The sequence below is a fragment of the Marinobacterium sediminicola genome (assembly GCF_022343685.1).
Classification (GTDB): Bacteria; Pseudomonadota; Gammaproteobacteria; order Pseudomonadales; family Balneatricaceae; genus Marinobacterium; species Marinobacterium sediminicola.
Genome location: NZ_CP092123.1, coordinates 1444696 through 1470245, shown reverse-complemented (window position 1 = coordinate 1470245; position 25550 = coordinate 1444696). Strand labels below are relative to the sequence as shown.

The window sequence follows — 25550 nt, the reverse complement described above, 5'->3', positions numbered from 1 at the left end:
AGCCAGCAATACCACAAGATAGCGTCACCAGTTTGCGATAGAGTAAATGTACACCATCTCTTTCGATTAATGATACACAATTTTAAAATTAATTTTCAATAAGTGTATCACTTGATGAGTTTGATCCATCTCAATCTCTTACATTCTAGTCCAGCAAGCTCAATCTGCCCGGCAACTCCACAACTGAGGCAGCCACAACCAACAACTGCATCGTCGAGACACACCTGAGTTGCCCGCTGGAATAAACCGAACCTACAGGACTGGATCATCTTACGGCCAGCCTATGCTCTATAGCGTTGTCTCGCTGTGGCAAACAACGTGCAGCACCAGTGCAACTGCCGACAATCAAAGAGTACGTTGTGCGTGAGTTTTTTGATCGCCAAGCTACAACCTGAATGTTGTGGCTCAGGATCCAATACAACCAGGGTCACGAAACAACCTGATGACAGGTGATGAAGATCTGAAGCAAACAAGACAACAACGCCATCGATACGGATAACCCTGCATCAGATAGCCTTATACAGCCGACCTACGCCGGCATCCTGAATTCCCCTTGCGGAATCCGAAACAGATCTTCTACCTGAATAGCGGTAATACGGGGATGAGCACTCACCTCGGAAGCCCTGAAACGACTGTCAAACAACGCAGCTCCAGTATCTATGTAGACTGCATTTCCCCGTCGTATGATGTTTTCTACGATCACATGCCCGTGCACACAGAGGTCCACGCCATCGATCGTGCGGGTGAAGCCGTTAACCTTGATCGGACGCTCCCATAGGATGGCATCGCGCAAGGCTTCTTCATGCGGCAGTCGCAACTGAAGATCCAACCAGCTCGCATCAGGAAGTGTACTGTGGGAGATCGCCAACTTGCGCCCGTCCAACAGACTCAGCTCGATCACCCAAGGCATGGACAGGGACAAGCATTCTGCCAGCTTACGCAGATCCTGGTGCCTAGAAAAGAAGTGCTCTGGCCCCGAGCCGAGCCAGGAACGTCCGCCATAGGTCAGCCAGGCATTCACATCGACACTTGAGGGGTCCTCAAGCCAGTTGAACAGTATCTGCTCGTGATTACCTCGCACCGCGAAGAACCAGGGTTCCCTTGTCAGCTCAAGACAGGCGGCCGAATCCGGCCCACGGTTAATAAGGTCACCGACAGCAAAGAGGCGATCGACCAGCGGATCAAAGCAGACAGCATCCAGCTCTGCCTGCAATGGCTTTAGCCAACCATGAATATCACCGACGATGAAATCACGTCCTTTCACGTTAGCGGAAACATGCTTCACCACAGTCATCGCTAACACCCCTCTTCTTATGCAGACACCACTTGAAGGCACCGCCTCAGCAAAACTGAATGACGGATTGGAGCCTCTTCTCCCATCCCATACAGCCTAATGCTATCAGCAAACAGGGCTGAGGCGCCAAGTAAGGGTGACAACGTTAATCAGAGAAAATTCAAAGACAGACGCAACAATCGAGCCGAACAGAAGGAACAGAAGCGCAATAAAAGGAGATGCTTTGTAGAAAGGATTTGGTGGAGCCTAGCGGGATCGAACCGCTGACCTCAACACTGCCAGTGTTGCGCTCTCCCAGCTGAGCTAAGGCCCCACGATCAGGACAACCTGAAAAGAGTGGCGTCCCATAGGGGGTTCGAACCCCTGTTACCGCCGTGAAAGGGCGGTGTCCTAGGCCACTAGACGAATGGGACGCTGTGGTTTGTAACGATTTTGGTGGAGCCTAGCGGGATCGAACCGCTGACCTCAACACTGCCAGTGTTGCGCTCTCCCAGCTGAGCTAAGGCCCCTTCGTCACAGGACGGGGCGTATATTAATGGCCCCCTCCTGTGCTGTCAAACACTTTTTGCAGATTTCTTACAAAAAATGTTTAGGCTAATCATGCGGTTAGCGCACGATACTCCTTCTCCAGACGTTTGGTCTCCTTCTTCGAAGGCGAGCCAACAACCTCCAGTGCGTGGCGCAAACGCGCACGACTCATGTCCGGCCCCAGAATCGACATGGCATCCACAACCGAGACGCTCTGCGAGGTTCCGGCGATAGCGACGAACAGCGGGAACAGGAAATCACGAATCTTGATATCCAGTCCATCGGCCAAGCTTTTCAGCTCGGTGAAGAGGCTGTCACGATCCCACTTGGTCTGTTGATCCATATGCCAAACAGTGAACTGAAGGATGCGACGGATTTCGTCCATTTCAATCTTCTTGTGTTCAAAGTCTGCTTCACTGATCGACAACATGCCGCTAAGGAAGAAGCCAGCCAACGGAGCCACATCGGTGAACTTCTCGACGCGCGGCTGAATCAGCGGCACGATCTGCATCAGGTATTCCGGATTCAGCGCCCACTTCTGGATCTGTGCCGCGAACTGCTCAGGTGAAAGCTCTTCACGGATCCAGAGGCCGTTCAGCCAGCTGAGCTTCTCCTGGTCAAAGACCGGACCACCCAAAGACACGCGCTGAATGTCAAAGTTGGCAAACATCTCATCGCGATTGAATTTCTCGCGTTCATCCGGCATGGACCAGCCCATGCGCCCCAGGTAGTTCAGCAACGCTTCCGGCAGGTAACCCATGCGCTGGTAATAAAGGATGCTGGTCGGGTTCTTACGCTTGGACAATTTGGACTTATCCGGGTTGCGCAACAACGGCATGTGGCAGAGCTGCGGCATGTCCCAGCCAAAGTACTGGTAAAGCAGCTTGTGCTTGGGAGCCGAATTAATCCATTCCTCACCACGAATGACGTGGGTGATTTTCATCAGGTGATCGTCGACCACGTTGGCCAGGTGATAGGTCGGCATGCCATCGGATTTCAGCAGAATCTGGGCATCAACCTGGCCCCAATCCAGCTCAATCGGGCCACGCAACATATCGTCGATAACACAGACACCCTCTTCCGGTACTTTCATACGTACCACGTAAGGCATACCGGCCGCCATGCGGCGCTCAACCTCGGCCTGCGGCAGCTCCAGATCACTTTGCTTCAACGCAGTATGCTTGCCTTCCGCACGACGGGTTTCACGCAGTTCGTCCAGTTCTTCGGCAGTGCGGAAACACAGAAAAGCCGTACCTTCCTCCACCAAACGCATGGCGAAGTCCTTGTACATGTCCTTACGCTCACTCTGGCGGTAAGGACCGTAGTCACCCCCGATGTCGGGACCTTCGTCCCATTCCAGCCCCAACCAGCGCAATGAATCCAGAATTGCCTGTTCCGACTCGTCGGTGCTGCGGGTCTGGTCGGTATCCTCGATACGAAGGATAAACTGACCGCCATGCTGACGGGCAAAGGCGAGATTGAACAGTGCAATGTAGGCGGTGCCGACATGCGGGTCACCGGTGGGAGACGGCGCTACACGGGTACGAACAGTCATGATTTCCTGTACTCGGTCCTGTTGTGGTTGAGTCAAAGTGCGAATTATAGCCTGTGAGCAAGGGTGGCGACCATGCCACCCGCTTTTCATCAGCTGGCGAGAAAATTATCGTACAGAATGCCACCCCAGATCAGGGCGGTAATGAACAAAGAGAAGAGAACAGCAGCCGAACCCAGGTCCTTGGCAAGACCGGCCAGAGTATTGAACTCAGTACCGGCCCGATCCACGACCGCTTCGATGGCTGTATTGATCAGCTCCATAATCAGTACCAGCAGCAGGGTGCTGATTAACAGTGCAAGCTGCATCCCTGATTGGGCCACCCAGAACGCTGATGGCAGCATGGCAAGTGCAGCCCAACTCTCATAACGAAAAGCGGGCTCGTTGCGATAAGCAGCCTTGATACCTTTGATGGAGTAACGTGTCGCATGGTAGAACCGGGAAAATCCGGTCGTTTTCGTGACTATCACTCTATTCCCTCTGGTCGCTCCAGGCGACGATCAAAAATGGCGCGGTATTTTGCGTCCAGCCTATCGTAAGGAATGACGGTCTCGGCATCCGCCAGCTTGACGTTACGGCGCTCGAAGTCCACTTCGTAGAGACTTCGATCCGGAAATATCAACGCCGCACGCGGATCATTATGCAGCGTTTTCATGAACGCGGTAACCACGCGCATCCGGTCTTCCGGAATAGGCTGCAGCAAACTCAGACCGTCAATGGGCGTGACAGGTTCCACCTGCATCAACTCCAGCATGGTGGCAAAAATATCGGCCTGAGACACGGGCGCATGCTCCTGCCCCTTGATGGTCTCCAATGCTGAAGCTGGCGGAAAGACCAATAACGAGTTGTGCGTCACTTCATCCATGAAATCGCCATGAAACCCGCCGCCCTCTCCGGTCACATGCTCGCCGTGATCCGATGAATAAAAGATCCAGGCATCCGGTGCTTTGGCACGTACCGCCTTGAAGAGCTCATTCAACACATGATCGGTGTACCATACCGTGTTGTCATAGGCATTAATGCTGTTGGGGTTCTCTTCCGGCAGAAATTGTTTCATGTCCTCCGGCACCTGGCGCGAGAACGGTGTATGACTGCCGCTCATCTGCACAACCAGCATGAAAGGCGCATCCTGTTGACGCTCAAGCCAGGGCTTAATCCCTTTCTCAAGTACAACCTTGTCATTGGCACCGACGGACACACTGACATCAGGACTGAAATGTATACCCTGCTCAAAGTGATCCATATCCTGGTCAACAAATATCTTGTCGATGTTGCGCCACTGGAAATCCTGCGCCGTGATCAGCGCCGTGTTATAACCAGCACTCTTGGCATAGTTAAAGATGGTTGGCGTGCTGTAGATAATGCCGTGCGGATCAACGCCCTGCAGACCCGTCATCATATAGGGCACTGAACACAAGGTCCGCGGGCCAATGCTCACGGCATTTTTCAGGGCCACCACCTGGTTGTTGTGCTCCATGCGCACCAGGTTCGGTGTTGTCTGACGCGGGTAGCCGTAGATCTGCATATGATCAACATTCAGCGACTCACCAATCACCATCACCATTGAAGGTGCATTTTTCGCGGCCTGCTCACGGTATTCAAGCGGTGGCTTCGGCGGATAGTCCTCACGGTTGTAATTGAATTCCACCGCGCTGATCAGGTTACCGGCGTACGCAACAGGTGCTATCTGGAAATGCGGCGCACCATACCAGTTCAGCGTTACCAGCAAAAAGATGGCCGCCCCCAGCCCGCCCTTGCTCCAGCGCAACCAACGTCGGGGGGATGCTGGCTGACACATCACCCACCAAAGCAAGCCTGAGGCCAATAACGCGGTGATGGCTGGGCGCACTTTCTCCCCATGCTCCAGCCATAACTCCACGGTCATTAGCGGATCACCGACAAAGAAACGGAAATCAAACACGGTGACAAACTTGCGGTAGATCCCGAAATAGGCACTTTGGGCAAAATAGGCAGCAGCACAGGCAGCCAATAACACAACCGCCGTCTTTCTGTGGCGACGCCAGTAGTCTCGCAGATTAAACAGCAGCACCCAAAGCACAAAGGCACTGAGGGCAAAGTTCACCCAGAAGCGCTTGCCCCTGACATTATCCATGACCCAACCAAGATCACGGACCAGAAACAGGTCCATCAACATGAAACAGGCCAGGACCAGTAACAGGACTCCTGACTGACGAAGAGAAGCTTTCAAACCATCCGTCCCGAAGAAAACCAAAATGACTGGGAATTATACGATTCAGCCTCCAACGAGTCAGCAGCACGCGTTGATTGATTACATTTGATTAGGTCCTGTTTGAGGAATTATGACGCTTTGACTACAATGCGCGCCGTTACAAGCAACTCGCTTAATGTTGTCAATTGATGCGCCTGCCACTTAGAAGCAGGCCCATTTGGAGCTGTCAAAAATGAAATCGCTGTATAAGGCCCCCCTTACCCTGGCTATCGCTGCCGCTACTCTGGGCGCTACCCCGTCTGCTTTCGCAGCCGACGAGCCGAGCCTGAACATCAACCTGCGCACCCTGTACTTCAACCGTGATATCCACGGCGACGAGAATCAGATTGCCGCATCTCAGGCAGTTCGCGTTGACTACGTATCTCCGTTCTATAACAACCTGATCGGTTTTGACGCTTCTGTTTTCGGTGCGCTGAAGCTGGATGGTCGTGACAACGATCAGGGCAGCCGTGTTCTGAAAAACGATGGCAATGACACGGACAGCTACGCCAAGCTGGGTCAGGCCTACCTGAAACTGAAGCTGGGCGAAAACTCTGAACTGCGCGCCGGTCGCATGGTGCTGGGCACTCCGCTGCTGCAGGATGACGATGCTCGCTCAACCCCAAGCTCCACTCAGGCGATCACACTGGACACCAACATCGCCGGTGCTGACCTGTACGCCATTTACAGTGATCGCGCGGTCGACGTCAATGGCACCAAGTTCAATGAATACAAGGACGTCAATGGTGATGATTATGATCTGTATGTTATCGGCGGCGGCTACACCTTTGCCAATGGCCTGAGCGTCCACGCGGCTCACGGGGTTGCTGACGAATTCCAGCAGACCTACCTGAACGCATCTTACCCGGTGGCGCTGGCCAACGGTGACAGCATCCTGATCGACGCCTACTACTACGACGGTTCCGACGACGGCACCCTGTACGGCGACAACTATGAATCCAACTTGTTCAACCTGGCTGGAAGCTACAACACCGGCAACCTGTCTCTGACCCTGTCTTACCAGAATATTGGCGGTGACGATGACTACAACTACGGCTGGGGTGGGGAAGACAGCAATGTGCTGATGACCTGGAACTCTGTTCAGTATCTTGATTTCAACTGGGCCGACGAACAGTCTCTGCAGGTACGTGCGGACTACAATGTTGCCGCCGTTCCGGGTCTGAGCCTGATGGCTCGTCATACTGAAGGCTGGGACATCGATTCCGGTGCTGAAACCGATCTGGAGGAGCGTGAGACCAACCTGGAAGCCAAGTACGTTTTCCAGGGCGGCACCTTCGAAGGCCTGTCTCTGCGTGCTCGCGTTGCTCATGTTGAAACCGAACATCCTGAGATTAACGATGTAGACGAGTTCCGTCTGATCGCCGAATACGGTTTCAGCGCACTCTGATAGACGAGCCTTTCAATGCACATTAAAACGGGCCCTTCGGGCCCGTTTTCGTTATATCCTTTTCAGCTATATACGACGATCACAATAACAGTGTGAAACCCTTAACAGATCAGTCCACCCAGCGCTGCCGATCACTCTCCACGACCGTCTGACCAACCGGCGCCAGAGCGATCATCGCAAGTTTAAGATGCTGAATGCCAAAAGGGATGCCGATAATGGTGATAAAGCAGGCGACGGCTGACATCAGATGACCAATCGCCAGCCAGAGACCGGCAAAGATGAACCAGATGATATTGCCTATCAGACCCAAGGCGCCCGTACCTATGTCATCCTGCCCCGTCAGGTCGCGACGGCTGACGGGCTCTTTTCCAAAGGGAAAAAATGAAAAAGTACCTAATACAAAGCAAGAACGCGCCCAGGGGATGCCCACGATCGTCACCAAGGCCAGCAGGCCAAACAGCCACCAGGCCAGTCCCATCAGAAACCCGCCCAAAACAAACCAGATCACATTTCCCAACAGTCGAAGCATTCAGATCCCCTTCTTTGCATATTTTGGACGTTGCAGCAGCGCTTGCTTCTGCCCGGAGCAAATACAGAATACTCTCAGCTGCCGAGGCGACACAGCACCATGCTGGAGGCAACGACCGACGGATTGATGCAACTCAATCCTGCCGCCTGGCACTCTGCTCCAACTGACGTTCCATCCGATCCAACTGCTCCCCCATCTGCACCATGCGCTCACGCATCCAGTGCACTTCAGCTGCCTCCCCCTGCCCCGACTCCAACTGCTCCGCTTCACTCTCCTTCTGCATCACATCCAGTACGATGCCGATCATCATATTGAGGAACACAAATGCGGTCAGGAAGATAAAGGTCAGGTAGAACACCCAGCTGTAGGGGTAGACCTCCATCGTGGCGTACATCACGTCGGTCCAGTCTTCAAAGGTCGCCACACGGAACAGTGTCAACATGGCGATACTGATGTTGCCCCAGAGCACAGGATCAACCGCATTGAACATGAAGCTGCCAATCGCGGCATATATGTAGAAGATGATAAACATCAACAAAGCGACATATCCCATCCGTGGTATCGACTTCACCAGAGCGGCCAGCAGAATACGCAGCTCAGGAATCATGGATACCAATCGCAATACACGGAAGACACGTAACAACCGGGCGACCAGCACCATCTCGGAGTCGTTGATCGGAACCAGACTGGCCACCACGATGACAAAGTCGAAGATGTTCCAGCCACTGCGGAAAAAGTTCAGCAGCCTCTTCTCGGCTGCCATGCGCACGATAATCTCAAACAGAAAAAACAGGGTGACCCCCAGATCAAGCCAATGCAAGATCCGGTCAAACCGCGAAGCTTCCTCATACGTCTTCGCACCAATCAGTAATGCCGACGCAATGATCACGCCGATAACGAAGGTTTCGAACACTTTATTGGCTCGCAGGCGCTCCAGACGCTCCTGCAGCAGGTTCCAATAGCGTTTCATGATGGCTGTTTCTCCGCAGCACAGGCAAAGTGGGGGAATATTTTCGGCGGCGAATTATACGTCAGGGCTTGCCTAGCCCCAATGCTCCTCTTCGTCACTCAGATCGAAGCGCACATCCTGACCGTCAGCACCCAGCTGCCAAACTTCTTCCGGCTCTCCATCCGCCGCAAAACGAACCAATCCAATGCCGGCGTTATTTACCAACCGGCAACCATCGGATGCTCCTTCAGGCTTTCGGGGCGATACTTTCATCAGGCGTCGACGCGTGAACCAGTTCAGTGGTGAAGACGGTGCATACAGCCAGCGGTTCAGTCGATCAAATACCTTCAGCAGCCGAGGTGGAAACTCGTTCTTCAAGCCGCTGCTGGTGATCTGCCAGATTTTGGGGCCTCCCTTGCGGAAGCGGATTTCGATGTCATAGACGAAGGAGTAATGCACATCCCCCGACAGAATCACGAAATGCTCAGGAGTGCGTGTATGCCGGAAAATATTCAGAATGACATTCGCCGCACCCGGATGAGCCATCCAGTTTTCAGCATCCACCATCAGCGGCTGACCAAAGGTGGTGAAAAGCTTCTGCACCGCCTCAATCAACTTGACTCCAAAGATCGGTGCAGGAGAAACCAGAATCACCGCCTTGCGATCCAGCAACTGCTGCTGAAGCTCAGTCAGCGCCTCCCAGTCCATCAAACCCGATGGACTTTCAAGATTTCTCTCAGCTCGCCATCGCCGGGTGCGGGTATCCAGTACCAGCACACCCGGCTCAATCGGAATCAGATAATCCCAGCGCTGAAATGCATAGAGTTCACTGATCAGAGTCCCGTGATCCTCAACCTGTCTCGTATCCAGCCAGCGATCCACATATTCGCCCAAATGCTTGCGAATCTTGCGCGGCTCATTGCCACTGCCTTGACAGAGCAGGTATCCGATCAGGGCATTCCCGATAATCTGTCGCGAAAAAGGGTGACCATAGGCCGATACTTCCCAGGCGGCAGACAGGTTCCAGTCATCGGTCACATCATGATCATCGAAAATCATATAGGTCGGCAGGTGCGCCATCACCCGCCGAACCTGAACCAGCTGTACCTTGAAGCCAAGCACTGCATCCAGTTCATCGTCATACAGCCGTGCATGGCGTAACGACAGCGGGGGGGGTGTCAGATCAAGCCCTTCCCAGGACAGTGGCGACCAGATCAGGCAATAACTGGCGATCACCTCCGCAAAAGTAATCAGGTGGTTGTGCGCAGAGTCACTGGTAAAGATCGGTTTGCGTACGCCGGCAAAGAAGCGTTCCTTGACAGTCTGGCTTAACTGATCTTTGGGCAACAGCTGCTCACGCTGGTAATAGCAATAGGGGCTGTGGCGAAGCTCGCTGCCACTGGCAGCCCCTCCCCCCTGCAGTTGCTCGTCCCAGAGACCAAGACGGTCACTCAATCGGTGCGCAGCACGCAACATGGGACCGGCCACATCATCGGCATAGAGTTGATCGCCACTGAGCATCAAAAACGCTGGCAACTCTGTCGGCGATTTCAGGTGCTGCTCCATCCACTCATCCGCTCGCGCCAGTCCATCCTTCGATGGATAATGCGGCTTGCGGCACGAACCATGCAGCATCGATTTCAAGTGTGGCTGGAGTACGAATCCCGGCAGTGATTCTTCGGGATAAAGCAGCTCTGGCCCCCACTCAGTGATTGAACACCAACTGTCTGAATTTGAACGACGGATACGCAGGTCATACTCGATCCGCTCGCCCGTCGGTAATGCCTGTTCCGGCGTTATATTCAGGAGACAGACCCAGGCCCTTTCCCCCACTCTTAACGACCAACATTCCTCTGCTGTAACTTGACGATCCAGAAAGGTCGTGTGATCGGATTTCAGCAGCAATGAGAATTCAAGGCGCTCGGTGGTGATACACCATAGCGTAATCTCATCGACCTTCATTCTGCGAAGAATGGGGCCTACCAGTACAGAAGGTAAGCGTTCAGTGGATTCAGTGGGGGTAGGTAAGGACATGGCTCAGGGGGAAGCCGGATGGTCATACATCCGGCTCGGTTCTCCATCAGGAAATCATGATCAGTGCAGAGGGTCCTCGTATTTTTTACGAATCGCCATTAAAGCAGGCTGAATATCGAGCGGAGCATAGTTCATTGCCTGCTCGAACAGTTCCTTGTTTTCTTCAGAGAGACGCTCTTCTTCGCTCATGGCCGAGAGCTGTTTCATCGCCTCAATGAATTTCGGGTGTGGAGTAGTGTGGCTCATGGAATGCTCCTCCGCGCTGATGTGACAGACCACAGATGATCTGCCCTGCCTATTGTGCACTGCGAACAGGCTAAGGGCCAGCCTGCCCAATCAAAAGCTATACAAGAGAAGTCCGTTGAACTACAGAATGCATATACTACGGGTGCAGAAACCAGAGAATGGAGCTATCAGAGGGTGTAACAGAGACGGTTGCCCGGACGCTGGTTTGCAGAATGCCCAGGGCTTGCACACGATGCAAAAAAGAGGGAATTGCTTCCCTCAAGTCCGAGAGACCTTCCGAAGAAGGGTTTGGTACAACAAAAACAACGGAAAAGCCGGAGGAGAAACTCCTCCGGATAGATCAGGCGACCCCTACCTCACGAATCTTGTCTTCGATTTCAGGCAGGATGCTCTCATCATCAATGGTGGATGGCATCTTGTACTCTTCGTTCGCCGCAATCTTGCGCAGGATCGCACGCAGAATCTTGCCCGAACGGGTTTTCGGCAGGCGCTGCACAACAACTGCGCGGCGGAAACAGGCCAGAGCGCCAACCTGCTCACGCACCATCGCAACCAGCTCCTGCTCCAGTTGAGCTTCCTCGATCTCGACACCAGCCTTGAGCACGATAAGCCCAACCGGCACCTGACCTTTCAACGAGTCCGCGATACCGATAACGGCACATTCGGCAACAGATGCATGAGCGGAAACCACCTCTTCCATCTCACCTGTGGAGAGACGATGCCCGGAGACGTTAATCACGTCATCGGTACGCCCCGTGATGTAGACGTAGTTGTCCTCATCTTTAAAACCGCCATCACCGGTATGGTAGTAGCCGGGAAAGGCTGTCAGATAGGAACTGACAAAACGCTCGTTATTATTCCAGATGCTCCATGCAACCCCTGGCGGCAAAGGCAGTTTGATACAGATGTTACCGGCCTCACCCGCCGCAACTGCATCGCCATCGCCGTCCAGAACCTGGATGTCATAACCGGGAATCGGCTTATTGGTCGAGCCAAGACGAGGCTCGGATGGATTGTCCCAGCCCATCATCGGTGCCGTCACCGGCCAGCCGGTTTCGGTCTGCCACCAGTGATCGACCACAGGCACCTGCAGCAGATCATGCAGCCAGTGGTAGGTTGAAGAGTCCAGCTTTTCACCGGCAACAAAAATCCAGCGCAGGCTGCTCAAGTCGTAGTTCTTCGCCAATGCACCTTCAGCGTCTTCCTTGCGCACGGCACGGAAAGCGGTCGGCGCACAGAACATTGAGTTGACCTTGTACTCTTCAATGATGCGCCAGAACGCACCGGCATCCGGCGTTTTAATCGGCTTGCCTTCGTAGAAGATGGCACTGCAACCACCCATCAGCGGGCCATAAACAATGAAGGAGTGCCCCACAACCCAGCCAATATCCGAAGCTCCCCACCAGACATCACCGGCTTCCATACCGTAGACATTGTTCAGGGCATAACGCAGCGCTACGGCATAACCGCCATTATCACGCACAATACCTTTGGGTTGGCCCGTAGTGCCGGAGGTGTAAAGAATGTACAGGGGATCGGAGCCCTTGACCGGAACGCACTCGGCCGGCTCAACGCCTTCCTGAGCCTGGTACCAGTCGAGGTCACGCGACGGATCCATTTCGGCTTCCAGCATCGGGCGCTGGCACACAAGCGTATGGGAAGGTGTATGTGAAGCCAGTGCAATCGCCTTGTCAACCAAGGGCTTATAGGCGATCTTCTTGTCGAATTCGATGCCGCAGGAAGCCGTCAGAATGACTTTGGGCTTGGCGTCATCAATGCGTATTGCCAGCTCATTCGGGGCAAAACCGCCAAAAACGACCGAATGGACCGCACCCAGGCGGGCACAGGCCAGCATGGCCACGGCAGCCTCGGGAATCATCGGCATATAGATGACGACGGTATCCCCTTTCTCGACACCTAATGTGCGCAAGGTACCGGCAAAACGTGCCACTCGTTCCTTCAGGTCACTGAAAGTGATGGCTTCCTTGGTATTGGTAACGGGAGAATCGTAGTAAAGCGCGACCTGATCGCCACGGCCTTGCTCGACCTGATGGTCGACCGCCAGGTAGCAGGTATTCAGCTCACCGTCGGCGTACCAGCTGTGCGTACCCCAGTCGGTAGTGGTTAAAATGGTCTTAGGTTCCTTGTACCAGGCAATGCTTTTAGCCTGCTCAGCCCAGTACATCTCCGGGTTCTCGATCGATGCCCGGTATTGCTCGTTGTAATCCATGCTCCACCTCGTTTTATTCTTGTTATACGTGGGCGGCAGCATCCACCGCCGCCCCAAGGTCCTGCCAATCGCCGACCGGACGGGCTTATTCAGCGTCCTGGTACAACTTGATCAGGCTGGAGAAATCGAGACCGCCGTTGCCTGCAGATTTATGCAGGTTAAACAGTGCACGGGCAGCCGAACCCATGGGTGTAGCGGCAGCGCTCTGCTGGCTCACTTCCATGGCAAGCCCAAGATCCTTGAACATCAGGTCCACCTGGAAACCGCCCTGGTAGTCACGAGATGCCGGAACACCGTCCATGACGCCCGGGAAAGGATTGTAAACCTGAAGCGCCCAGTTGTTACCGGAGCTCTGCTTCATGATGTCTGACAGAACCTTGGCATCAAGACCGTTCTTGACACCCATGTTAAGGGCTTCACAGGTACCCGCCATCAGAATACCCAACAGCATGTTGTTACATACCTTGGCAATCTGGCCTGCGCCATGATCACCTGCATGGAAGATATTCTTACCCATGTTCTCAAGTACTGGGCGCGCCTGTTCAAACTGGGCATCAGAACCACCAACGATAAAGGTCAGCGTACCTGCCTGAGCACCGCCCACACCGCCTGAGACCGGTGCGTCGATGAAGCCAATACCTTTCTCGGCACCTGCAGCGGCGACACGACGAGCGGTTTCGGCATCAATCGTTGAACAGTCGATGACCAGAGTGTGGGACTCCACAAGATCGAACAGCGGCTGCTCACCGCTGACATAAAGGCCTTCCACATGCTTGCCGGCCGGCAGCATGGAAATAACGAAATCAACACCCGTCGCGGCCTGCTGAGCGCTATCAGCCACCTGACAGCCCTGTTCCGCGGCGATTTCCAACGCCTTGGCAGAGAGATCAAATGCCTTAACGGTGTGACCGGCTTTGGCCAGATTGGCAGCCATAGGACCACCCATGTTGCCCAGACCAATAAATGCAATTGTTGCCATGATGCTATTCCTTGTTCTTATTCTGCTATCAGGTTCGATGCGGCCGCCAAGTGCCGCACCTTGATTCAATCAGAGATCAGCCAGAGGATGTGTCGGCCAGGGTGCGTCAAACATCTCAGCCAGGAATTGCTCGTCCACCTCTTCGATAGACGGGAAGGTCCATTGCGGCTGACCATCCTTATCGATCAAAAGCGCACGTACACCTTCCTGCAATTCACGATGACGGCAGCACTGTACCGAGAGAATTAACTCGTGCTGGAAAACCTCTTTCAACGACATGTGACGGCAGCGGCGAAGCTGTGCATGAATCATTTTCAGTGACAGCGGGCTGCCATGACTGATCGCCTTCTGTGCGCGCTTGACCCACTTGTCATCGGATTCAACCGCAAGCAGTGACTCGACCATTTCTTCGACACTGTCATGGTCCGTCACCTCACGGATCAGCGCCTCATGCGCACGAATAGGTGCCGGCATCTCATCAAAGGTGGCACGACACTCGTCTTCCAACTCGCGCAGAACGCGGCTGACGACACCACCGGCATCCTCAGCCCAATGCTCGTTTTGCAACCTTTCAAGCATGCCGTCTCGCATGTCGTTGGTCAGTGCACGATCGGCAAGCCCCAGAAACAGAGCATCCGCAGCATTGATTGGATTACCGGTCAGCCCCAGGAAGAGTCCGGTACCACCCGGCATGCGGTTGAGGAACCAGCTACCGCCAACATCAGGATAGAGACCAATGGTGACTTCCGGCATTGCCAGGTGAGATGTTTCGGTAACCACTCGATGGCTACAGCCGTTCATCAGGCCCATGCCGCCGCCCATAACGATGCCGCTACCCCAGCAGATCACGGGCTTGGGGTAAGTGTGAAGGGTATAATCGAGGCGGTATTCGCGAGTGAAAAACTGCTCGGGAAAGTCGGTATCCCTGGCGACCATCGACTTGTAAAGGTTGACAATATCGCCACCGGCACAGAAGGCCTTTTCACCGGCGCTGTCCAGCAACACGGCCACGACGTTGGCATCATCACTCCACTCGTCCAGTTTCGGCTGGATGAGGTCAACCATCTCCAGCGTTAGCGCATTCAGAGACTTCTCGGCGTTCAGGCGGATCTCACCGATGATCTGACCATCCTTAGTCGGGTGTTCAGTAAAGAGTACACAGCTCATGCTCGGGCTCCCGATGCTTAGCGATTCTTCCATTCAGCCTTGCGCTTTTCCAGGAAAGCGTTGACCCCTTCACGCTGGTCTTCGGTGTGGAACAGATCCACAAAGAGTTCGCGCTCCATGATGTAGCCCTGATCCAGAGGACGGCTGCGACCGGACTGGATCAGCGTCTTACAGGCAGCAACGGCTGACGGGCTCTGCTCGCCCACCTGTTCAGCCAATTGCAGCGCACGCTCAAGGGAATGGCCCTGCTCGACAACTTCCTCAACCAGTCCGATTTCCAGTGCCTTGTCAGCCTTGAGCCGTTCTCCGCACAGAATCATCTTCTTGGCCCAGCCTTCTCCTACCAGCCAGGTCAGATTCTGAGTGCCGCCGGCACATGGCAGAAGACCAACCTTGGCTTCCGGCAACGCCATTTGGGCCTGTGCTTCTGCCACTCGCAGGTCACACGCCAAGGCCACTTCCAGACCGCCACCCATGGCAAAACCGTTAATGGCAGCGATGGAGACGCCACGGAAGCGACTCAAGGTTTCGAAAGCCTCACCAAATAGACGCGCCATGTCACGGGCCACACTGCGATCGCCATCCGCGAACAGTTTGAGGTCGGCACCGGCAGAGAAGAACTTTTCGCCTTCACCGGTCAGCACCAGGCTCCAGATATCGCGATCGGCATTAAGCTCTTCAACAATCTGGACCAGCGCTTTCAGGCTGTCAGCCGTCCAGGTGTTGGCCGGCGGGTTATTCATGGTCAGCAGTGCCACATGGCCCCGTTTTTCTACACGAATCAGTTCAGACATTCCCCAGCTCTCCTTATAGTTCGGCTGCGCCATCCGCCAGTACACGGCGTGAGATAATCAAACGCATAACTTCATTGGTGCCTTCAAGAATACGGTGCACGCGAGTATCACGCAGATAACGCTCCATCGGGTATTCCTTGATATATCCGTTACCACCGTACAGCTGCAAAGCTTCGTCACAGATGTTGTAGCACACATCGGTTGCGAAACGCTTGGCCATGGCGCAATAAGTGGTCGCATCCGGGTGGCCCTTATCGAGTTTGCTGGCAGCCAAACGGACCATCTGACGCGCCGCCACAAGTTCAGTCTGCATATCCGCAAGACGGAATTGAAGTGCCTGAAAATCAGCCAGACGCTTGCCAAACTGCTTACGCTCCAGCATGTATTCACGGGCCTTGTTCAGCGCCTGCTGAGCGGTCCCGACGGAACAGGTGGCAATATTGATGCGACCTCCATCCAGACCTTTCATCGCGATTTTGAAACCTTCACCCTCTTGCGCCAGCAGATTTTCGGCCGGCACTCGCACGTCTTCGAAGGTAATCATGCGGGTAGGCTGGCAGTTCCAGCCCATTTTGTCTTCCTTGCGACCGTAGCTGATACCTTCGCTCTTGGCATCGACGGCAAAGGCAGAAATACCGGAGGCCCCTTCCCCTCCGGTACGTGCCATCACCACCAGAACGTCGGTACTACCGGCGCCGGAGATAAAGATCTTGCTGCCGTTTAAGACGTAGTGATCACCATCACGACGGGCTGTCGTTTTCAGGGAAGCAGCATCAGAACCGGCATTCGGCTCTGTCAGGCAGTACGACCCCAGCAGCTGACCACTGGCCAGACCCTCTGCCCACTGTTCAATAACGGCAGGACCACCGAAGCTTGCCACCATCCAGCTCACCATGTTGTGAATGGTGATATAGGCTGTCGTCGACGTGCAGCCCATGGACAACTGTTCAAAGATGATACTGGCATCAAGGCGACTCAGGCCAAGACCACCCACTTCCTCCGGGGTATAGAGAGCACAGAAGCCAAGCTCTCCAGCCTTTTGAAGCACATCCGTCGGGAAGATGGCTTCCTGATCCCATTCAGCCGCATTCGGCTCCAGTTCATTCTGGGCAAACGCCCGTGCCATATCGGCAAAGGCGATTTGATCTTCATTCAGTTCAAAATCCATTCCATACCTCGGACACGCTTTTTTATTGTTATGGCCATGGCTGTTCTACAGCCATGGCTTGGTTGTTGTAACAGCGACTTATTTCAGCTGGATGGTCATGTTCGGACCGGTCGCGATGTCATCTTCGAACCAGCGAGCGGTCACAGTCTTGGTTTCGGTGTAGAACTTGACTGCCTGCTTGCCATAGGCATGCTGGTCACCATAGAACGACTTGCGCCAGCCAGTGAAAGAGAACATCGGCAGCGGCACAGGCACCGGCACGTTGATACCAACCTGACCCACCTTGATTTCATGCTGGTACTTGCGAGCAGCAGCACCGGATGATGTGAAGATGGATGTACCGTTACCGTAAGGGTTCTCGTTGATCAGGTCGATCGCCTCTTCAAGAGTATCCACCTCCAGCGCGATCAGTACCGGGCCAAAAATCTCTTCCTGATAGATCGACATGTCGCGGGTCACGTTACGGAACATGGTAGGCCCTACCCAGTTGCCGTCGGGGTAACCTTCAACGACACATTCGGTGCCATCCAGGATGCAGTCCGCACCAGCATCCTTGCCTTCCTGAATCAGACGCAACACACGTTCTTTCGCCTGCGGGTTGATCAGCGGACCATAGCCGGCTTCCGGATCATTCCAGGCACCCGGACGCACCTTGGCCAAAGCATCGCGCACTTCCGGAATCCATTCGCGGGCTTCGCCGACGAATACCGCTACAGAAATGGCCATGCAACGCTGACCACCGGCACCGACAGATGCCCCGGCAATGTTGTTGACGACCTGGTTCTTGGAGGCATCCGGCATAACGACCATGTGGTTCTTGGCACCGGCAAACGCCTGTACACGCTTCATGTGGTCGGTACCGGTACGGTATATATGTTCACCCACGGCAACAGAGCCCACGAAGGAGATCGCCGGTGTATCCTTGTGAGTCAGGAGCTGGTTCACTACATCCTTGGTGCCGTGAACGACCTGCAGAACGCCCTCAGGTGCACCCGCTTCCTTGAACAACTCAGCCAGACGCATCGGTGTCAACGGGTCCTGCTCAGAAGGTTTCAGCACAAATGTGTTACCGCAGGCAATGGCCATCGGGAACATCCACAGCGGAATCATCGCCGGGAAGTTGAACGGGGTAATACCTACGCAGACACCCAGGGGCTGGGTGATGCTGTAGCAGTCGATCTTGCGGGCAACGTTTTCAACCGTTTCACCCATGCTCAGTGAGGCGATGTTGCAGGCGTGCTCAACAACTTCGATACCGCGCCATACATCACCCTTGGCGTCTTCGAATGTCTTGCCGGTTTCCTGAGCCAGCAGTTCGGCCAACTCATCATGGTGGTCTTTCAGCAACGCCTGGTAGCGCAACATCAGACGAGCACGGTCGCCGACGGAAGTTTCCTTCCAGCTTTCAAACGCTGCCTTGGCAGATTCGATCGCACGCTCAACCTCTTCAGGAGTTGCGCAAGGCACCTGAGCCAGAACTTCCTGAGTTGCCGGATTGGTTACAGGCAGCCACTGATTGGTTTCGCTCTGGACAAATTCGCCACCGATCATGAGCGGTACATGCTGAGTCATTCGTTTCACCTTCACTGTCGTCAATTTTTGTTGTTATGCATTCAGGCCATGCGAGCCATTCGTTTACGTCAACGTAAATCTTATGACCTTTTGTAACACAGGCACTCAAGGCTCAGGATTGATAATGTTGCTCAGATGATGGACTATATTGCTGCACACTAAGGGTTTTCACTAGATCAGATTCTACCAAGGTATAACCACTCAGATGAGTTCTCCTTCAAGCTGGCCCCTTCCACCTGAGAGCATCCGTTTCGTCCTGCCAAGGAGGATGGTGGCGCAACTCGCAGAACATCCACTCAGTGAACAGCTCTATCCTCTAGGGATCGGCTACTACCAGCTTGCCCGAGGCCACGAAATGCGACGGGAGCAGCATGACGACTTTTTGCTGATCTATTGCCTGGAAGGCAGCGGGCGAGTCGAGTTCGGCTCCAAGGGGAAGCGCCGTATCATTAGGCCTGGCGACCTGCTGGTGTTGCCACGGGGCACACCCCATCACTATTGGACCGATCAGAAAAACCCCTGGAGCATCTATTGGATTCACTTCGATGGATCAATGAGCCAGTCCTTCGTCGATCAACTTTCAATCGACCATCAGTCACCTCTCTTGAGCCTAGGTATCCACTCTCGACTGGTCGCTGACTTTGAGTCTTTATTGGATACCCGTCAGGCACGTCATCACCTGGGGTCCTATTTGCACAGCGCAAACCAGCTTCGTCAGCTAATGACACATATTGCGCTATTGAGGCCCCTGGCAAAATTACAGCAGGACGAGGCTCTTGATCTGGAGAAGATCCATAGTTTGATGCAGGCTCGTCTGCATGAGCAGCTGGATGTTGAAACACTGGCCGCCTCAGTCAGCCTGTCGAAGTTCCATTTCATCAAGAAATACAAAGCATTGACTGGTACAACACCCATCAATCATTTCATTCAGCTCAAGATCGAACGGGCCTGCCATCTGCTGGATGTAACCAACAAAGGGATCAAGGAGATCGCCTGGGCCGTTGGTTACGAAGATGCGTACTATTTTTCGAGGGTGTTTCGCAAGGTTATGGGCATTTCGCCCAGTAACTATCGCGCCATGCGACTGGGGCGCTCATCGTATACCGCCCACTGAGCACACAAGCCCTTCCAATTCATAATCAAAGAGGATGACACGATTCTTGCCCTGCCGCTTGGCTGAATAGAGCGCCGAATCGGCACGCGCAGTCAGATTGATCAAATCAGTGGCGTGGCCGGGGAAGACAGCAATACCGGCGCTGACTGTGATCGAGCGACCTGCCAGCTCACCATCGATTGACAGGCACTCTATCCCCCGACAAAGTTTGTTGATCAGCTCACGCATACCCGATGCATCGGTATCCGGGCAGACCAGAACAAACTCTTCACCCCCCCAGCGAAACAGAAGATCTGAACGGCGTACAAAGTTGGAAATATATTCAGCAAGCCGTCTCAGCACTTGATCGCCCGCCAAGTGACCGTATACATCATTGATCTGCTTGAAATCATCAACATCAATCAGGCACAGCCCAAGATTTCTTCTTTGCCGCTGCATAAGTGCCAACTGCTGCTCGGCCAATACCTCACCGCGACGCCGGTTGAACAGCCCGGTCAATTCATCATAATCAGCCTGCTGCTGCAGCTCCTGCTCAACCAGCTTGAGATCCGTTATGTTGTTGACCATCCCCACAGCTCGCAACGGCAGCCCCTCATCACTGCGTTCACGCACCTGACCACGATCACGAATCCAGAGATAGTGCCCATTACGGTTGCGCAACCGGTATTCGGCTTCAAAAAGATGTCTCAAGCCCTTGAGATGCTCGTCCAGCATGCTCAACACCAGAGGCGCATCCTCAGGGTGAATATTATCTTTCCAGGTTTCCAGACAGGGACGCATTTCATCGGGACCGTAACCCAGCAAGCGTTTGAGACTCGGGCTGAAATAGAGGCTCTGCGACCCTATATCCCATTCCCAGACACCATCGGCAATATCGTGCAATCCGTGCCAGCTATCGCTTTCGCCACTGACACGATTCATGTGCTCAACGCGGCTACTGATGTCCCTGGCAACCGAAATCAACAATTCTTCATCGCCAATGGCTATCAAGGTGGAGTTGACCTCTACCGGATAAACGCTTCCATCGGGGCGTCTATGATGACCGATGAAGAGATAGTTGGGTTGAGCACGCATACTTTCGACCAAGGCATGCCAATGGTTAAGGTCAGAGACATCATCCTGTACCTGCAACACCGTCATCTGGGTGAGTTCTGTGAGGGATGCGCGCATGTCAGAACAGGCGCGCTTATTGGCATCAATGATGGCAGCCGTTTTCGGGTCGATCGCGAAAACGGCATCGGGCAGGAAAAACAGCGGTCGCACTATGTCCATGTTCTGTCGGCTCCTTGCCTCAAAGACTGTCACGATTCCCGAAAGGTTGTGCAATTTTAGCCCCTTGAACGGACTGACAACCAATGGAGACTACTGTTAACGTTCAGCGCCTTGAGCTTGAGCAATTTTTTGCCGCTGGGCGAAATCAATTTCAGTATTGATTTCCCAGCCCTGCAAATGATTCAGCACCAGCTTTTCGAGAGCATCGATATGCTGGACATCGGCATTCAGCGCAGGGATATATTCATAGCGCTCTCCCCCCGCCTCAAGGAAATAGTCACGGTTTTCCTGTCCAATCTCCTCAATTGTTTCCAGGCAGTCTGCCGAAAAGCCGGGACAAATAACCTGAACGGATTTAACACCTTCAGCCGGCAAGCCTTTAAGGGTTTCGTCGGTATAGGGTTTGAGCCACTCCTCTCGACCAAAACGAGACTGGAAGGTCGTCATCCACTGACCTGGCTCGAGCTGCAGGCGCTCTGCAAGCAATCGACTGGTTTTATGGCATTCACAAAAGTAGGGATCACCCTGCATAAGATAGCGCTTGGGCACTCCATGGTAGGACATGATCATCTTGTCAGCACGGCCATGCTGCTGCCAATGGCGCTCCACGGAAGCCGCCAGCGCCTCAATGTAGTCAGGAAAATCATGATAGTGGTTGATCATGCGAAGTTCCGGCAACCAGCGGCGTTGACGGAAGTCCTCGGCGACAGCATCAAAAGTAGAGGCCGAAGTGGCTCCTGAATATTGCGGGTACAACGGCAGCACCAGCAGTCGGCGGACCCCGGCCTTTTGCATACGCTCAATCACACTGGAGATTGAAGGATTACCATAACGCATGGCGAACTCGACCATGACATTTTGACCAAAATGCGACTGCAAGCGTTGCCGCAACTGACGAGTCTGCTCCTCAGTATGAAGCATCAGGGGAGAACCCGCCTCGGTCCACACCTCCCGGTAGGCTGCCGCTGATCGACGAGGACGCACATTGAGAATTATACCGTTGAGAATGCACCACCATACCGGTCGAGGAACCTCGACAACACGGGGGTCCCAGAGAAACTCTTTCAGATAACGGCGCAGTGCCGACGGTGTAGGCTCATCAGGCGTGCCCAGATTAGTGATCAGCACACCGGTTAGATCCTGCTGACTGTGTTTGAAATCGTCGACGCCGCGATATGCCATCATGTCTCCTTATCCTGGCCGGCAAATGATACCCAATGGGAGAATCCTAGATGATACGGTCGTCAGGGCCAAGCGGTTCAACACCCATAAACAAAAAACGCCCGCCGGGGGCATCTCCGGCAGGCGAATGGCTCGACGATAAATTTTTTAGCCGAAATTGCGTTTCCAGACTTTCTGCAGTTCTCCCACGATACCGCTGCGGAATGCCAGTACACAGACCACGAAAATGAAGCCCATGATGATGTGGAGATAGTTACCCAGCTCGCCACCGGACAGGTAGTTCTGCATGGTCACGATCACACCTGCACCCACCACCGGACCCAGAATGGTTCCTACACCACCGACCAGGGTCATCAACACCACCTCACCGGACATGTGCCAATGCACATCTGTCAGGGAAGCCAACTGGAAGACCAGAGTCTTGGTGGAGCCGGCCAGGCCTGCCAGTGCTGAGGAGATAGTAAAAGCCACCCACTTGTAGTCGTTGACGTTGTAACCAAGAGACGTCGCACGCGCCTCGTTCTCGCGAATCCCTTTCAGAATCTGACCGAACGGTGAGTGAATGGTACGGTGCACCAGCCAGAAACCGAACAGGAAGATCGCCAGCACGAAGTAATACATGTTGATGTTATCCGACAGATCGATAACACCGAACAGGTTGCCGCGCGGAACCCCCTGCATACCATCTTCACCTCCGGTGAAAGGTGCCTGCAGGTAGATGAAGAACACCAGCTGGGACAGGGCAAGCGTCACCATCGCGAAATAGATACCTTCTCGCTTGACCGACAGTTTGCCGAAAATCGCTCCCAAAAGGCCTGCCGCCACAGTACCCAGCAGAATCGCCAGCTCAGGTGTAAGCCCAGAGTTCATCATCAGCCAGCCGGTAACATAGCCGCCGGTTCCCAGGAAGGCAGCATGACCGAAGGACAGCAGCCCCACGTAGCCCAGCATCAGGTTAAAGGCGCAGGCAAAGAGTGCGAAGCAAAGCAGTTTGGCCAGGAACACCGGATACAGGAAGAAAGGTGCGACCAGAGCCAGAAGGAGCAGAGCCAGATAGAATTTATTGATTTTCATAATGTCCCCCTCAGGCTTCCTTGCCGAACAGACCTGCCGGCTTGAGCAGCAGAACAATAACCATCACCAGGAAGATCACCGTATTGGAGGCTTCCGGGTAGAAATACTTGGTAAGACCTTCGATGATCCCCATACCCAGACCCGTCAGGATGGCGCCACCGATTGAGCCCATACCACCGATAACAACGATGGCGAAAACCACGATCAGAAGGTTGGAGCCCATGTCAGGTGACACTGAATAGATAGGTGCAGCCAGAACACCCGCCAAACCTGCCAAGCCGACACCGAAACCGAAGGTCAGGGTTACAATCAGCGGCACGTTGATGCCGAACGCCTGCATCAGCTGGGGATTTTCAGTACCGGCACGCAGATAAGCGCCCAGTTTGGTTTTCTCGATCATCCACCAGGTCAGACCACACACGACGACTGAAGCCACGATAATCCAGGCACGGTAGTCAGGCAGGTACATGAAGGGCAGCTTTGTGCCGCCACGCAGCTCTTCAGGAATCGCATAGGACTGACCTGAAGAACCATAAAGATGAGTGAATACACCCTGGATCATCAGCGCGAGGCCGAAGGTAAGCAACAGGCTGTACAGGTGATCTTCGTTGGCAATCGGACGAATGAGGAACCGTTCCATCATTACGCCGACAAAACCAACAGCCAGTGGTACGACGACCAACGCGGCCCAATAGTTAATGCCTATATACTGCAATGCCAGCCAGGCCGCAAAAGCCCCCAGCATGTACATGGCGCCCTGCGCAAAGTTGATGATCTTCAGCAGACCGAAGATGATCGCCAAGCCCAAACTGAGCAGCGCGTAAAAAGATCCGTTAATGAGTCCAACCAGCAGCTGGCCAAACAGACCGAAGAGATTGATACCAAGAAAAGTCGCCATAGCCTTGTCCCGTTCACGCCGCTTTATGCCATCTTATGGCAGAATTTGGCCGCACCGCTGCCGAAAACCGGCAGCAGCGGGCTATTTAAAGCGGTTTAACTCTTATTGTTATTTGAAGTCGCACTCAGGCAGCATTGGCGCGAACGCCTGGTCGCCCGGAATCACGCTGACAACCTTGAAGATGTCATTGCTGTCACGACGCTCTTCAGGCTTTTTGATCTCGACGTAGTACATGTCGTGGACCATACGGCCGTCGGCACGCAGGGTGGCGTTACGAGCGAAGAAGTCATCCGGCTTCATTTCCTTCATCTTCTTCATAACGGCATCGGACTCATCCGTACCAGCAGCTTCGATCGCCTTCAGGTAGTGCATGGTCATGGAGTACGCACCCGCATGGCCCATTGCCGGGATAGCCCCGTGACGCTCCATGAAGCGCTTGCTCCACTCGCGAGTCTGATCATCCAGATCCCAATAGAAACCAGTGGTTGTACGCATGCCACCCGCAACGTTCGGGTCCATTGCCTGAGCATTCGGAGTGAATACCAGCAGACCGGCTACGTCCATCATCTGAGTCAGACCGAACTCGGATGCAGCTTTGAGGGAGTTAACGGTGTCGTTACCGGCGTTAGCCAGAGCAACCACATCAGCACCGGAAGACTGTGCCTGCAGGATGTAGGAGGAGAAGTCAGTGGTACCCAGCGGAGCACGAGCAGCGCCCACTACTTCACCGCCGTTCTCGTTGATCACCTTGGATGCCACACCTTCCAGCGCGTGGCCGAAGGCGTAATCAGCGGTAATGAAGAACCACTTTTTCTTGCCGGCTTCAACCATCGGCTTCACGGTACCATTGGCCAGTGCCACAACGTTATAAGTCCAGTGAACGTTGTAGGGTGAGCAGGCTTTGGTGGTGAAGGCGTTAGAGGCTGAAGTGGAGATCAGTGCGATCTTCTTGGCATCGGTCAGCACCTTGGTTGCTGCACCGGTGACCGCTGAAGACACAAGGCCGCCCACAGCATCAACCTGCTCATCTTCGATCCACTTTCGCACGATGGCAGAACCAACGTCCGGCTTCAGCTGATCGTCGGCGCTGACAACTTCGATCGGCGCACCAAGAACCGTGCCGCCGAAGTCCTCAACTGCCATTTCGATCGCAGTCACACAGCCAGGGCCACAGACATCAGCGTAGGTACCACCCATGTCTGCCAGTACACCGATCTTGACCTTGCCATCAGTGACGTTGGCCATAGCAGCAGTAGATGCGAACGCAGCAACGGAAGCAGCCAGCAGGGTTTTTTTCATCATTTTCATCATTACTCTCCTGTCGAGCATT

General features: G+C 54.1%; 21 protein-coding genes and 3 tRNA genes. 2 read left to right on the top strand and 22 right to left on the bottom strand.

The window, feature by feature from the left end; all coding sequences use genetic code 11:
• Positions 1 to 529 precede the first annotated feature (529 nt).
• From LN244_RS06735 to LN244_RS06705, 7 genes are all read right to left on the bottom strand, one after another.
• Positions 530 to 1294, bottom strand: a complete 765-nt coding sequence (locus LN244_RS06735) for a metallophosphoesterase (protein WP_239042080.1) — start codon at positions 1292 to 1294, stop codon at positions 530 to 532.
• A gap of 237 nt (positions 1295 to 1531) precedes the next feature.
• Positions 1532 to 1607, bottom strand: a tRNA-Ala gene (locus LN244_RS06730).
• A gap of 24 nt (positions 1608 to 1631) precedes the next feature.
• Positions 1632 to 1707: transfer RNA gene (locus LN244_RS06725), tRNA-Glu, on the bottom strand.
• Between the two features lie 20 nt (positions 1708 to 1727).
• Positions 1728 to 1803: transfer RNA gene (locus LN244_RS06720), tRNA-Ala, on the bottom strand.
• An 89-nt stretch (positions 1804 to 1892) separates the two neighbouring features.
• Entirely contained in the window at positions 1893 to 3377 is a 1485-nt protein-coding gene (gltX, locus tag LN244_RS06715; protein ID WP_239042079.1) for a glutamate--tRNA ligase, read from the bottom strand.
• A gap of 89 nt (positions 3378 to 3466) precedes the next feature.
• A complete protein-coding gene (locus tag LN244_RS06710; RefSeq protein WP_239042078.1) occupies positions 3467 to 3844 on the bottom strand; it encodes a diacylglycerol kinase in 378 nt (125 codons plus the stop codon).
• Entirely contained in the window at positions 3841 to 5583 is a 1743-nt protein-coding gene (locus LN244_RS06705; RefSeq protein WP_239042077.1) for a phosphoethanolamine transferase, read from the bottom strand. Before LN244_RS06705 ends, LN244_RS06710 begins: the two co-directional genes overlap by 4 nt.
• A gap of 214 nt (positions 5584 to 5797) precedes the next feature.
• Here LN244_RS06705 and LN244_RS06700 point away from each other — a divergent pair, with 214 nt between their 5' ends.
• A complete protein-coding gene (locus LN244_RS06700; protein WP_239042076.1) occupies positions 5798 to 7012 on the top strand; it encodes an OprD family outer membrane porin in 1215 nt (404 codons plus the stop codon).
• A 109-nt stretch (positions 7013 to 7121) separates the two neighbouring features.
• On the opposite strand, the gene LN244_RS06695 is transcribed toward LN244_RS06700, so the two are convergent.
• From LN244_RS06695 to LN244_RS06650, 10 genes are all read right to left on the bottom strand, one after another.
• Positions 7122 to 7541, bottom strand: a complete 420-nt coding sequence (locus LN244_RS06695) for a YccF domain-containing protein (protein ID WP_239042075.1) — start codon at positions 7539 to 7541, stop codon at positions 7122 to 7124.
• A gap of 133 nt (positions 7542 to 7674) precedes the next feature.
• Positions 7675 to 8511 carry an ion transporter gene (locus LN244_RS06690; RefSeq protein ID WP_239042074.1) on the bottom strand — a complete coding sequence of 279 codons (837 nt, stop codon included), beginning with the start codon at positions 8509 to 8511 and terminating at the stop codon, positions 7675 to 7677.
• Between the two features lie 72 nt (positions 8512 to 8583).
• Positions 8584 to 10524, bottom strand: coding sequence for an alkaline phosphatase D family protein (locus LN244_RS06685; protein WP_239042073.1), 1941 nt, complete (start codon positions 10522 to 10524; stop codon positions 8584 to 8586).
• A 60-nt stretch (positions 10525 to 10584) separates the two neighbouring features.
• The gene (locus LN244_RS06680) at positions 10585 to 10770 is read right to left on the bottom strand and encodes a hypothetical protein (protein WP_239042072.1); all 186 of its coding nucleotides are present in this window, start codon (positions 10768 to 10770) and stop codon (positions 10585 to 10587) included.
• A gap of 340 nt (positions 10771 to 11110) precedes the next feature.
• Positions 11111 to 13000, bottom strand: a complete 1890-nt coding sequence (locus LN244_RS06675; RefSeq protein ID WP_239042071.1) for a propionyl-CoA synthetase — start codon at positions 12998 to 13000, stop codon at positions 11111 to 11113.
• Between the two features lie 85 nt (positions 13001 to 13085).
• Positions 13086 to 13979 (bottom strand): 3-hydroxyisobutyrate dehydrogenase, encoded by an 894-nt coding sequence (gene mmsB, locus LN244_RS06670; protein WP_239042070.1) that lies wholly within the window; start codon positions 13977 to 13979, stop codon positions 13086 to 13088.
• Positions 13980 to 14048: 69 nt separating this feature from the next.
• Complete coding sequence (locus LN244_RS06665) at positions 14049 to 15146, bottom strand: enoyl-CoA hydratase/isomerase family protein (RefSeq protein ID WP_239042069.1); 1098 nt, start codon at positions 15144 to 15146, stop codon at positions 14049 to 14051.
• A 17-nt stretch (positions 15147 to 15163) separates the two neighbouring features.
• Entirely contained in the window at positions 15164 to 15940 is a 777-nt protein-coding gene (locus tag LN244_RS06660) for an enoyl-CoA hydratase (RefSeq protein ID WP_239042068.1), read from the bottom strand.
• A gap of 13 nt (positions 15941 to 15953) precedes the next feature.
• Positions 15954 to 17108: an acyl-CoA dehydrogenase family protein gene (locus LN244_RS06655; protein ID WP_239042067.1), complete on the bottom strand. Its 1155-nt coding sequence runs from the start codon at positions 17106 to 17108 to the stop codon at positions 15954 to 15956.
• 78 nt (positions 17109 to 17186) lie between these two features.
• Positions 17187 to 18680, bottom strand: a complete 1494-nt coding sequence (locus tag LN244_RS06650) for a CoA-acylating methylmalonate-semialdehyde dehydrogenase (RefSeq protein ID WP_239042066.1) — start codon at positions 18678 to 18680, stop codon at positions 17187 to 17189.
• Positions 18681 to 18948: 268 nt separating this feature from the next.
• Between LN244_RS06650 and LN244_RS06645 the strand changes: the two genes are divergently transcribed.
• Positions 18949 to 19794: an AraC family transcriptional regulator gene (locus LN244_RS06645; protein WP_338037892.1), complete on the top strand. Its 846-nt coding sequence runs from the start codon at positions 18949 to 18951 to the stop codon at positions 19792 to 19794.
• Here LN244_RS06645 and LN244_RS06640 read toward each other — a convergent pair.
• From LN244_RS06640 to LN244_RS06620, 5 genes are all read right to left on the bottom strand, one after another.
• Positions 19774 to 21066 (bottom strand): sensor domain-containing diguanylate cyclase, encoded by a 1293-nt coding sequence (locus LN244_RS06640; protein WP_239042064.1) that lies wholly within the window; start codon positions 21064 to 21066, stop codon positions 19774 to 19776. The genes LN244_RS06645 and LN244_RS06640 overlap by 21 nt on opposite strands.
• A gap of 96 nt (positions 21067 to 21162) precedes the next feature.
• A complete protein-coding gene (gene hemH, locus LN244_RS06635; protein WP_239042374.1) occupies positions 21163 to 22248 on the bottom strand; it encodes a ferrochelatase in 1086 nt (361 codons plus the stop codon).
• A gap of 147 nt (positions 22249 to 22395) precedes the next feature.
• Complete coding sequence (locus LN244_RS06630) at positions 22396 to 23322, bottom strand: branched-chain amino acid ABC transporter permease (RefSeq protein WP_239042063.1); 927 nt, start codon at positions 23320 to 23322, stop codon at positions 22396 to 22398.
• A gap of 10 nt (positions 23323 to 23332) precedes the next feature.
• Positions 23333 to 24220, bottom strand: a complete 888-nt coding sequence (locus tag LN244_RS06625) for a branched-chain amino acid ABC transporter permease (RefSeq protein ID WP_239042062.1) — start codon at positions 24218 to 24220, stop codon at positions 23333 to 23335.
• Positions 24221 to 24328: 108 nt separating this feature from the next.
• Positions 24329 to 25528, bottom strand: coding sequence for an ABC transporter substrate-binding protein (locus LN244_RS06620; protein ID WP_239042061.1), 1200 nt, complete (start codon positions 25526 to 25528; stop codon positions 24329 to 24331).
• Between the last annotated feature and the right edge of the window lie 22 nt (positions 25529 to 25550).